Here is a 12501-nt window from a genome sequence, read left to right on the forward strand (position 1 = left end):
TATTCTTCCATATAAATTAATCCTTTCTCCTCATATTACTAAAAAGCCTAATATGTTACACTGTTACCAGTTTGAAATCTTGGAGGTTGGAAAATATTGGGTAGAATATCGATGGTTCTTGTCACTATGATGCTAGCATTATTTATTTTAAGTGGATGTGGAAGTGGTGAGAAAGAGACAGCTAATGATAATGAAGATGTTTCAAAGGAAGATAATGAAGAGGTTGACGACGAAGAAGTTCAAGAAGATGAACCAGAGGAAGAAGCGGAATCAGAAGAAACGAATCGAGCGGCTACTGGTGATTTTGCAGAATTAATTACTTATATGGAGGATAAAACAGAAGGAACGGCGAATGTACTTTATGAAAATAAGGAATCACAAGTACATGAATTGGACGGTGTTACGGTTTCATTGGATGCCTATACACTGGTTGAATTAAATGATTTCCACACTAATTTCGATATTCCTTTCAATGATGAGACCGATGGTGGTGTCATTATTGCACAATATACCGTGACGAATGAGCTCGATCAAGATGTATATTATATGCCTACTTTTTATCTGTCATTTACTGGTGCGGATAAGGCTTATAACAATTATAAAGAGCTGCTTCCAGAAGAAGAACAGCTACCAGAAAAATTATCACCGTCAAATGATTACACCTTAAAAGCTGGTGAATCTGTAACTGGTTATTACGCTTATCCATTCGGTAAGTCCCATTTACAACAAGCATTAGATGTAGGGACTGTGGCTATAGAAGTTCCATCTGCTGAAGCAGAAAAAGGGGACTTCGGTAATCCGATTGGAAAGGATGGCAAATTTACACTAAGCTTAAATGAAGCAGGTGCTGAGAAGGTAGCTGCCAATGAAGCTTTTTATAAGGATAAGGTAACTACTGACGATATGGGTGAGAAGAAGATGCTGAAGGAAGAGTCTGATATTGGAGAAAGTGAACAGTTAGGAGATGTAACGGTTACACTAGAAGGATATCAGATCACAGAATTCACACCAAATGAAATAGAAGCACCACGCTTTACTGATTTTAATAATGGAATCGTATTGCTGACAGCTAAGTTCGAGCTTGATAATAAAGGTTCAGAGCCTATTAATCTATCATCAATGAGTTCAAAGCTAATTGTAAACGATGGAAGTCAGTACATTCTCGACCAAGGGATGCTACTTAATTATCGGTATGGTGATTTGATTGAAGCTGGAGAGTCTGGTGAATATCTGCAAATATATACATTAGACAAAGAGCAGTATGATAAAATTTGGAAGGATAAACCTATTGAATTAGAATTTGGCCCTATTCGGGGTGAGGAAGCAAAAGATTTATCCAAAGGAAAAACAGCTACTTTTGAGTTATAATTGTTTTACTTTTTAACACGTTCATGTAAGAGTAATGGATTTATTTTAAATCTGTTACTCTTTTTTTGTCTCCTTAAAGAAAGGAATAAAGCAATTGGTAACCTAATAAAATAGAGATTGACATGTGCACAAGGAGTTGTATAATAAAGAAATCAATTGCATACCCGAACGGGAGAGGTTCCTAGCTTAAACCCTCTATAAAAAACTATGGATTGCTATGTCCATAAGGGCATAGTTTTTTCTTTTTTTAATAGATAAATGCTATGGCCTCTCTTGTGAAGTGGTAACAAACTTTACGAGGAGGTTTTTTTATGTCACCAAGAACCAATAAGGAAGGATTAGACGACTTACATTTACTAGGGAATCAAAACACGAAATATCCCTCTGATTATGCACCGGAGGTATTAGAGTCTGTAGACAATCTGCATGCTAACCGAGATTATTTCGTAAAGTTCAATTGTCCGGAATTTACTAGTCTATGCCCAATTACCGGCCAACCAGATTTCGCGACTATGTATATTTCCTATATACCAGATAAGAAGATTGTAGAGAGTAAGTCATTGAAATTATATTTGTTTAGTTTCCGAAATCATGGCGACTTCCACGAGGATTGCGTGAATATCATTATGAACGACCTAATCCAATTGCTAGATCCGCGCTATATCGAAGTGTGGGGCAAATTCACACCTCGTGGCGGTATATCCATTGATCCATGGTGTAATTATGGCAAGCCAGGTACCAAATATGAGGAAATGGCGAATTATCGTTTAATGAATCACGATCTCAATCCAGAAAAAATTGATAACCGGTAATCTTAAGAAGGGGAATAAGACATGAGAATATTTTTATATTTATTATCCATTGTCGTTGCTAATGTGATAACGGCAAAATTTGCGCCACTAGTATTTGGCGTGTTTATTATTCCAATGGGAACGTTGTTTATTGGTGCAACCTTCATTCTACGTGACCTTGTGCAAATGCGACACGGTAGAAAGAAGACGTACTTGATCATATTTACCGCATTAATTATTTCTGGAATTGCCTCCTATCTGTTAGGCGATACATTAATGATTGTAGCAGCATCTGCACTTTCATTTATCGTGGCAGAAACAGCCGATACCGAAATATATACGAGGCTGAAGCTACCAATCCCATGGCGTGTGTTCTATAGCGGGCTAGTAGGTGGATTCCTCGATTCGGTTGTATTTATCGTGATTGGATTAAGCCCAATTGGTGCGAATATTTTACCATGGGCAGCGATACCAGGTGCTATCGCTGGACAAATTATGGCAAAGACGTTGGTTCAAATGATTGGAGCGCTTCTTTTGAATCAGGTTTATCATATAAGAGGGAAAAGGCTTGTTTTAAATAAAATTAATTCATGAGGCATTATGGATAATGTCTTGTACTTCAGGCCGAGCAGGGTGGTTAAAAGTATCAATACAAGGTAAATAACATGTCGGCAAAAATCGTCTATCCTAATGGATAGGCGATTTTTTACTTTAGCTATAAAATGATAATTTTTTTATGCAAATATACTTTATTGATGTCATTAATTGTAAAAATTGTATTTTTTATCATCTATACAATTCCTATACTAATTCCTCAGAACCATACAAATTTTATGTGATATACTAACTAATTCATATATGACAATATAACCAATTTTCAGATAAATTATGTCGGTTCTTGGAACATTATGCTAATATGTGGTTAATATTTCCACTGATTGCCTCGTTCCTCCATTTTATATCGAAAGGAGATGATTTTGGTTCAAATATGATGAAAGGGATATGGGGGAAACTGCTAGTTTAATATACGGAAACTTTTTAAAAATATTGATATAAGTTAGGAGGAAGAAAAGTGAGACCTAAACGATTCCTAAATAGGAAAATGAAATCTGGATTACAGAAATCATTTATTATCTTCATGTCCATGTTAGTCATTTTAAGTGGTGCTATACCATATACGACCCCACTTGCAATGGCAGAGGGATCTGGTAGTCAGCTACCAGTTGTGTCAAAAGATGTCGATGGGGAAGAAAGTAAAGAGATAATCAAAGGTGAAGCGTACCAATATAATATAAATGTTATGTTGCCTGAGAATCTATCAAATTATGAATCTATAACGATCTCTGATGAGCTAGATCCACGATTAGATATTAAAGGAACTTCAGTGCTTATCGACAAGGAAGTTAATGATACGTATAAAGTAGATATCGATGGCCTAAAAGTTTCCTTGACATCGACTACAGAGCAACTTAGTGATCTTTCTGGAAAGGAGGTAAAACTCCAAATTACAGCTACGATAAAAGAGAATGCTACGACTGGAGAAAAAATTGACAATATCGCTCAAGTCGTGATAAATGACAGTACAGTTTTAGAAACGAACACTGCCGTTGTTATACCAGTTAATTCGGAGGAAAAGGATGTAATAAAGCAAAATGAATTAAAAGAGGAAGACGGTGAGACTGGAAACGACGAAGGCGGTTATTCAGATAAGGATAGCCGTGACCAACTCGTTAATAAAAATGATAGTTCTGTTTCTAGTGAAAACTTAGATGCATCAATAAATCAAGTTGACATATCCGCGGAGTCGATTTCCCTTAATGAAATTGATTCATATGGTAGTGCTTCTAATGGAAAAATATATCAAATAGACGGGAACGATCCAACCGTTGTAAAAGGAACCGTTACAATTACAGGTATACCGGACACGTCTCTTAATGGATTAGCTATATCGGAGAATGAAGATTTTTTGTATGCAGCTAGGGCTACAAGCCTTTATAGAATTAGTCCTGATGGCTCGGCTCAATTTGTGGATATGCTAGCTGGGGGCGCTACTAATGCGGTAATTTACAAAGATAAATATTTTCATTCGTATTTAAACAACGATGACGGGAAGTACTACCTAGGCACTTATGATTTAACCACAGGGGAAAAATCATCTAAGGAAATTAATGGTTATGATCCTGGTAGTGGTGTTGGAGGGGACCTGGTAGTTGATAGTGATGGTTATTTATGGTTTGCTGCAAATCAAGCTAATGCTCAAGATACCTATATTGCACAGATGAATCCTGAAACTGCTGAAGTTATTCGTGTTATTCCTATAACACAGGCAGATGGTACACCACTAGAGGGTGGGGTCAGAGGAATTAGCTTCTTACCTAGTGGTGAGATGCTACTTAATTCTGGTCCTACTAATACCTATTTTACATTATTCATACTTGATCCTGTAACTCTTAGTACAACTTACTTGACGTCTGTGAATGATGGAGGTCTATCTGTCGACTTAGCTTCACAAGTTACACCACAATTCGATCCATTTCCACCCGCACTAGAATCAGAGAAACAAGTGGAAATTTTCGAAAAAGCGTTAGGTAATACGGATGTGAATAATCCTGAAGAAGGAGATATCCTGACTTATACGATTCAAACGAGAAACACTCTAGAAGAATACAGCATTTTAAAGAATCTAGTTATCTCTGACACTATACCAGAAGGGTTGGAATATGTGACAGGAACACTATTGGTAGATGGAGAAGCTGTCACTGATGAAGAAGATGAAGATAAAGGACAAGTTGTTGATAATGAAATTGTTGGAGAATTAGGAGACATAATTGATAACGACTGGCATACGCTTGAGTTTCAAGTAACTGTTCAGCAAGGTCAAGCTGGTAAAACAATCGATAACATTGCAACGGTAGATGCAGCCAATACGGAACCAGATAATCCAGAGGCAGCAGTCGATATTTATCCACGCCAACCTGTTCCGGATGCTTGTGCTGTTCCAGTAGCATTGATCAATGGAGAATTTGAAGAGCCGGAGGGACCTGGTACCTATGATAACTCGGTAGCAGGAGGTGGCTATTATTATGCAGACACTGTTCCAGGATGGGAAACAACTGATGTCGGCCGTACACCAAGAGGGATCATTCAAATCATGGACCCTGACCGGCCGAGTACGATACCTCCGAATACTCCGAATCAGGAAAATCTTACGAGCAGATTTGCAGAGTTGAATGCTGATACACATAGTATGTTGTATCAAGAATTGCCAACTGTTCCAGGGCAGACAATTTATTGGCGGTTAGATCACAGATCATACACTGGTGTGGATACGATGAGTGTTAATATTGGACCGGTTACGGACGATCCATTCAACACCACGCCAGAAATAGAAAGAATTTCAACTGGGACTATATGGGAAACTTATACAGGGAGTTATACAGTTCCAGCAGGCCAAACAGTGACGCGTTTTGGATTTAAAGCCATTAGTTCATCTTCTGGATCTGTGGCTTTCGGTAATTACATTGATAATGTTTTCCTAGGAACAGAACCATGCGTAATTGCCGAAAAAACTGTCTCTCCAGAGGGAGAGGTATTCGCAGGACAGGAATTAACCTATGAAGTAACAATTAAGAATAACGGTGGCGACATCGCTGCTGATGTCGTATTCGAAGACGTTATTCCTGAAGGTACAGAGTATGTTCCAGGCTCATTGAAAATTATTGATGGACCAGGAGCAGGTGATTTAACGGATGAAGAAGGCGATGATGCCGGTCATTTTGACGGGGAAAAAGTCATCATAGAGTTAGGTGACCTGCCGAACACCAATAATTTACCTGATGGAATTACGGTTCAGTTTAAAGTAAAGGCACTGGTAGATGATACCGTAAGTGAAGTTATCAATAAAGCACAAATTAACTATGAGAATCTATTAACCAATGAAAGTAAAACAACAGAATCAAATGAGACTATAACAGATCTTACGTACCAGGATCCTGTGTTAGAGTCTCAAAAAACAGCAGAAGTCTTAGAAAAAGCGGAAGGTAATACCGACTTAGAACATCCGGAAGTAGGCGATACGCTTTTTTATACGATTCAAACTCGAAATACAGTGGAGAACAGTCTGGTTAAGAATCTCGTAATCAGCGATTTGATCCCTGATGGGTTGGAATATGTAACAGGAACACTAACAGTAGATGGTGAAGATGTTACGGATGAGGAAGACGATGATGCTGGTCATAGTGTAGACGGAGAAATCTTCGGAGCATTTGGGGATGTCACCGATACCGAATGGCATTCTGTAACCTTCCAAGTAGTAGTTGGGGAAGGACAAGCTGGAAAAGATATTGAGAACATCGCAATAGTAGATGGAGACAATATTGATGAGCCAGACGAGCCAAGCGAAGAAGTTCTAGTATATCCACGCGAACCGAAACTAGACTCCGATAAATTCTCTAGCATCGAAGAAAAAGGTGAGGGTAACACTGATACCGAGAAGTACCAAGTCGGTGACACGATTAAATACACGATCCAAGCCCGTAATACGGTCAGAGAAAGTGTAGTGGAAAACTTTGTAATTTCTGACGTGTTACCAGAAGGGCTTACTTATGTAGAAGGTAGTTTGGAAGTAAGCCATGACGGAACAGGAACGATGGAAGATGGAACCCTAACAGCGAACTTCGGCAATGTCACGGATGTCGAATGGCGAATCGTAACGTTCCTAGCGACCATTGATTCCGGTCAATCCGGTCAAACCATCCAAAACACGGCAACCGTCGATGGAGATAATATCGATGACCCAGATAGCCCAGAAAATGAATTTAAAGTCGATCCGCGTGAGCCGAAATTAGAATCAGAAAAAACCTCTAGTATTGCAGAAAAATTAGAAGGTAATACAGATACCGAACACCCAGAAGTAGGGGACGTCTTAACGTACACGATTCAAACACGTAACACGGTAGAAGATAGTCTAATAGAAAAACTTACTATACGTGACGTACTTCCGGAAGGACTGGAGTACGTGGAAGGAACACTCACTGTAGATGGTGTATCCGTCACAGATGAGGAAGATGATGATGCCGGTCATAGTGTAGACGGAGAAATCTTTGGAGCTTTTGGTGACATTATCGATACGGAATGGCACAAGGTAACCTTCCAAGTAGTAGTAGGGGAAGGCCAAGCAGGAAAAGATATTGAGAACATCGCAATAGTAGATGGAGACAATATTGATGAACCGGATGAACCTAGTGAGGAAGTTCTAGTTTATCCACGAATTCCAGTACTAGACTCGGATAAGTTCTCTAGCATCGAAGAAAAGGGCGAGGGAAATACCGACACGGAAAAATACCAAGTTGGAGATACAATTAAATACACAATTCAAGCCCGTAATACGGTCAGAGAAAGTGTCGTGGAAAACTTTGTAATTTCCGACGTGTTACCAGAAGGGCTTACTTATGTAGAAGGTAGTTTGGAAGTAAGCCATGACGGAACAGGAACCATGGAAGATGGAACCATAACGGCAAGCTTTGGCGATATCACGGATATTGAATGGCGAATCGTAACGTTCCTAGCGACGATTGATTCCGGTCAATCCGGTCAAACCATCAATAATACCGCAACGGTAGATGGAGATAATATCGATGACCCGGATAGCCCAGAAAATGAATTTAAAGTCGATCCTCGTGAGCCGAAAATAGAATCAGAAAAAACCTCTAGTATTGCAGAAAAACTAGAAGGTAATACCGATGCAGATAACCCAGAAGTAGGGGACATCTTAACGTATACGATTCAAACACGTAACACGGTAGAAGATAGTTTGGTAGAAAACCTTACCATCCGCGATATCCTTCCAGAAGGACTGGAATATGTAGGAGAATCACTAACTGTAGATGGCGTATCTGTCACTGATGAAGAAGATGGTGATGCCGGTCACAGTGTAAATGGTGAAATCTTCGGGTCATTTGGCGACATCACTGATACCGAATGGCATACAGTAACCTTCCAAGTAGTGGTAGGGGAAGGACAAGCTGGAAAAGATATTGAGAACATCGCAACAGTAGATGGAGACAATATAGATGAACCAGACGAGCCGAGCGAAGAAGTTCTTGTATACCCACGTGAACCGAAATTAGACTCGGATAAGATTTCTAGCATCGAAGAAAAAGGTGAGGGTAACACTGATACCGAGAAATACCAAGTCGGTGACACGATTAAATACACAATCCAAGCCCGTAATACGGTCAGAGAAAGTGTCATGGAAAACTTCATGATTTCCGACGTGTTACCAGAAGGCCTTACTTATGTAGAAGGTAGTTTAGAAGTAAGTCATGATGGAACAGGAACGATGGAAGATGGAACCCTAACCACGAACTTTGGTGATGTCACGGATGTTGAATGGCGAATCGTAACGTTCCTAGCGACAATTGATTCCGGTCAATCCGGTCAAACCATCAATAATACCGCAACGGTAGATGGAGATAATATCGATGACCCGGATAGCCCAGAAAATGAATTTAAAGTCGATCCTCGTAAGCCGAAATTAGAATCAGAAAAAACCTCTAGTATTGCAGAAAAACTAGAAGGTAATACCGATGCAGATAACCCAGAAGTAGGGGACATCTTAACGTATACGATTCAAACACGTAACACGGTAGAAGATAGTCTCGTAGAAAACCTGACTATCCGCGACGTACTTCCGGAAGGACTGGAGTACGTGGAAGGAACACTCACTGTAGATGGCGTATCTGTCACAGATGAGGAAGACGATGATGCTGGTCATAGTGTAGACGGAGAAATCTTCGGATCATTTGGCGATGTTACCGATACCGAATGGCATTCTGTAACCTTCCAAGTAGTAGTAGGGGAAGGACAAGCAGGAAAAGATATTGAGAACATCGCAACAGTAGATGGAGACAATGTCGATGATCCAGATAAACCAAGTGAGGAAGTTCTCGTATATCCACGTGATCCGAATTTGGAATCTGATAAGTTCTCTAGCATTGTAGAAAAAGGTGAAGGAAATACCGACACGGATAAATACCAAGTCGGTGATACGATTGAATATACGATCCAAGCCCGTAATATGGTGAAAGAAAGTCTTATCGAAAACTTCGTGATTTCTGACGTGCTACCAGAAGGGCTAACCTATGTAGAAGGTAGCTTAGAGGTAAGCCATGAAGGAGTCGGTACTTACAAAGACGGTATTATTATGGCAGTCTTTGGTGACGTAACCGATACCGAATGGCGTACGGTAACCTTCAAAGCAATCATTGATGCTGGTCAAACTAATCAGACCATCAAAAACACCGCAACGGTAGATGGGGACAATATCGATGAGCCAGATCAACCAAGTGAAGAAATTCTAGTAAATCCACGTGATCCAAAATTGGAATCCGAGAAAACAGCTAAGAATGTAGAAGAAGGCAAAGAAGTTTATGAAGTAGGCGATACGGTAGTTTACACAATTCGAGCACGCAATAAAGTAAAAGATAGTTTAGTAGAAAACCTAGTGATTTCGGATGTGTTGCCAGAAGGACTTACGTATGTAGAAGGCACACTGAAAGTAAGCCATAAAGGAATCGGCACGTACAAAGACGGTATCATTACGGCAAGCTTTGGTGATGTAACCGATAGCGAATGGCGTACCGTAACCTTCCATGTGACAGTCGATGCTGATCAATTTGGTAATACGATTAAAAACGTTGCGACTGTAGGAGCTGATAATATGGAAAATCCAGAAACGCCTACAGAAGAAATTGTCATTGGGAAGGAAAAAGCTTCTCCACCAGTGAAAGTTGAGGATAACCAACCTAAACAACCAGAGGCTACAAAACCAGTTCAATCAGTAAATGAAGGCAAAGAATTACCAAAGACAGCAACGAATCATTATAATCTCATGTTAATTGGATTCTTACTATTGTTGATTGGAACTATTATTTGGTACTGGAGAAGAAGAGAGAATGCCTGATATTAAGCCTATTAGAATGATTTTCTAATAGTAAACTAGAAACACCTCCTAAGTCGCAGTTAAAAATTCAACTCGACATTGGAGGTGTTTTTTCTTATGAATCTGGGGGTATCGTGAACGATAGATGTTGCACCACTTTTCGTAGGAGAACACTGGAAAGCTTTATAAGTCTTAAACTGAAAGGACATGAAAAAAACAGTCTAACCAAATACAAAAGAGTAGACTGTTTTTTTGTCCCAGTATGTTTACAACTTATGAAATATTTAGTTTAGCATTTTGTTCATTTAATAATTTTTTGTCAGAAGGAACAAAGGATAACACAATTGCTCCGATAATAAATAATACGATTAGGCTCAAGACACCTGCATTCGATTTTCCGGTCAACTGGGTTGTAACCCCCATTAAAACAGGACCTGTAACAGAAGCAAACTTACCAAAGATGTTATAGAAACCGAAGAATTCATTGGATTTATGCTTCGGAATTAGCTTGGCAAAGTACGATCTACTTAATGCTTGTAAGCCACCTTGTGATGTAGCAACAAGCATGGCCAGGATCCAGAAATCAAGTGCTGTTTCAAGGAAATAGCCGTATATACATACAATGATATAGATGAAAACACCAATATTTAACATAAGCTTTGCAGAAAATCGGTCAGCTAATCTACCATATAGAATGGCAAAAGGAGCTGCCACGATTTGGGTGACAAAAAGGACAACTAATAGTACCGTTGCACTCAATCCTACATCAGTTCCGTATGCTGTCGACATGGAAATAATCGTTCCGACACCATCTATGTAGAAAAAGTAAGCAATTAGAAATATCGTTAAGTGTTTATATTGTCTGATGGAAGTAACCGTTTCCTTCAGACGGCGGAAGCTTGTACGAATCGGGTTTGGTTCCCGCTTAATTCCATGTATTTGTTTAACGTTTTTAATCATTGGAATAGAAAATATCGCCCACCAGATTACGGCGATAAGAAATGCAATTTTACTAGCAGTTGTACTGGATATTGGGATAATCCCTTCTTGGGCTAACAAGATAATTGCAATACTAATTAAAAATGGAATAGCTCCACCAATATAGCCATATCCAAAGCCCCTTGCTGATACCTTATTCATCCGTTTATTTTCGGTCACATCAATTATGAAGGCATCATAAAAAAGATTTGCTCCTGTTAATCCAAGTGAAGCCAATGTGAAGAGGATAAGTAATAGTAACCATTCTCCCTCTGGTACGAAGATTAACGAAAAGGTAGAGATAAGTCCTAACAATAAAAAGCTAACAAAAAACCTCTTTTTATAACCTTCATAATCTGCTATAGTTCCTAATACTGGGCCAATCATGGCTAAAATAAACGTGAAAATGGCAATGGTATAACCCAAGTATGCTGTTGAATCTGCCGCCTCTACCCCCGCCGCTGTTGCTTGTGCTTTATAAAAAATGGGGAAAATCGCGGTAGTAATAATCATGGAAAAAGCATTACTTGCCCAATCATAATACATCCAACTCGTTTCTTGCTTCGTAAATTTTCTTTTCATCATTTCACCATCCCTTAATTCTATTTTATATAATATATTCCATAGAGTAATAGGAAAAGTATAAAAATTTACAAAAATTTTGCAATAAAGTATAGCCATGAAAAATAATATCTGGTTATGCTATAAAAAGTAAGGCATAACTGGAGACTTGAATGTGAGGTGTCGACTCTAGTACCATCAAACTATTGTTTATGTATTTGTTCAACCTTCGATGTTGGATGGAGGGTATAGGAATCGGCGTAGCTCATGTGTCTAATGTGACAATTGGGTCCTATTTGAATTGTCCTTCCTTTAATTGAATTGGCGATTGTTGAATGAAGCTTTACATCCTCGCCTACAATCGCGGAACAAATTAATTGCTTTTTATGAAATGACCATCCCCTCTTTTCTAAGCCTACTTCTATATACTTCCCTTGAAGCGTTTCAATTTTGCTTTTACTGGTTAAAGCTATGGAGACGTAGTTGGATCTTACAATAGCTGCTCTAACAACGCCTTTAGCCATAAAGTGATCTGTTGTAATCGCCTGTTTGACTGATAGCACCCCACTACTCTGGATCGTCATAGCTGTTCCTTCGTTTAACGTGAGTGAACCGATATTGGTAATCTCGTCAGCGTGTAATGAATGAAAGGTAGAGACCCCTTTTGAGTTTAGTTTGCCGACGGTTGTATGAGATAGAAATGTTGCACTACCTAAAATAAATAAACTCTCAGACTCTAGTTCCTGCTGAAATGTAACTGCCCCATTAATCCGTATCAAGGCGTAATCCAGTAAACTTTCTCTAACGACACCACTTGTTTTGGTCAATTTTTTGAAGCTGTTAGAAGCTTTGTAATCCAAT

General features: G+C 39.1%; 6 protein-coding genes and 1 riboswitch. Of the genes, 4 read left to right on the plus strand and 2 right to left on the minus strand.

What is annotated here, in order from left to right:
- Positions 1–111 precede the first annotated feature (111 nt).
- From KGF86_RS01380 to KGF86_RS01395, 4 genes are all read left to right on the plus strand, one after another.
- Positions 112–1368: a DUF5068 domain-containing protein gene (locus tag KGF86_RS01380; protein ID WP_211741201.1), complete on the plus strand. Its 1257-nt coding sequence runs from the start codon at positions 112–114 to the stop codon at positions 1366–1368.
- Positions 1369–1536: 168 nt separating this feature from the next.
- Positions 1537–1583: riboswitch (PreQ1 riboswitch) on the plus strand.
- Positions 1584–1679: 96 nt separating this feature from the next.
- Positions 1680–2180, plus strand: coding sequence for a preQ(1) synthase (gene queF / locus KGF86_RS01385; RefSeq protein ID WP_211740919.1), 501 nt, complete (start codon positions 1680–1682; stop codon positions 2178–2180).
- Between the two features lie 21 nt (positions 2181–2201).
- On the plus strand, positions 2202–2753 hold the full coding sequence (locus KGF86_RS01390) for a VUT family protein (RefSeq protein ID WP_211740920.1): 552 nt from the start codon (positions 2202–2204) through the stop codon (positions 2751–2753).
- A gap of 478 nt (positions 2754–3231) precedes the next feature.
- The gene (locus tag KGF86_RS01395; protein WP_211740921.1) at positions 3232–10122 is read left to right on the plus strand and encodes an isopeptide-forming domain-containing fimbrial protein; all 6891 of its coding nucleotides are present in this window, start codon (positions 3232–3234) and stop codon (positions 10120–10122) included.
- Positions 10123–10374: 252 nt separating this feature from the next.
- On the opposite strand, the gene KGF86_RS01400 is transcribed toward KGF86_RS01395, so the two are convergent.
- A complete protein-coding gene (locus tag KGF86_RS01400) occupies positions 10375–11664 on the minus strand; it encodes an MFS transporter (RefSeq protein WP_211740922.1) in 1290 nt (429 codons plus the stop codon).
- Positions 11665–11843: 179 nt separating this feature from the next.
- On the minus strand, positions 11844–12500 hold the full coding sequence (locus tag KGF86_RS01405; RefSeq protein ID WP_211740923.1) for a hypothetical protein: 657 nt from the start codon (positions 12498–12500) through the stop codon (positions 11844–11846).
- Position 12501 lies beyond the last annotated feature (1 nt).

The organism is Ornithinibacillus massiliensis (assembly GCF_018310345.1).
GTDB classification, from domain to species: Bacteria; Bacillota; Bacilli; order Bacillales; family Amphibacillaceae; genus Ornithinibacillus; species Ornithinibacillus massiliensis.

What these genes read in the sequence shown, in the direction of transcription:
- queF (WP_211740919.1), top strand. Translation starts at nt 1,680, where the DNA reads ATGTCACCAAGAACCAATAAGGAAGGATTAGACGACTTACATTTACTA.
- KGF86_RS01400 (WP_211740922.1), bottom strand. Translation starts at nt 11,664, where the DNA reads ATGATGAAAAGAAAATTTACGAAGCAAGAAACGAGTTGGATGTATTAT.
- KGF86_RS01380 (WP_211741201.1), top strand. Translation starts at nt 112, where the DNA reads ATGGTTCTTGTCACTATGATGCTAGCATTATTTATTTTAAGTGGATGT.
- KGF86_RS01390 (WP_211740920.1), top strand. Translation starts at nt 2,202, where the DNA reads ATGAGAATATTTTTATATTTATTATCCATTGTCGTTGCTAATGTGATA.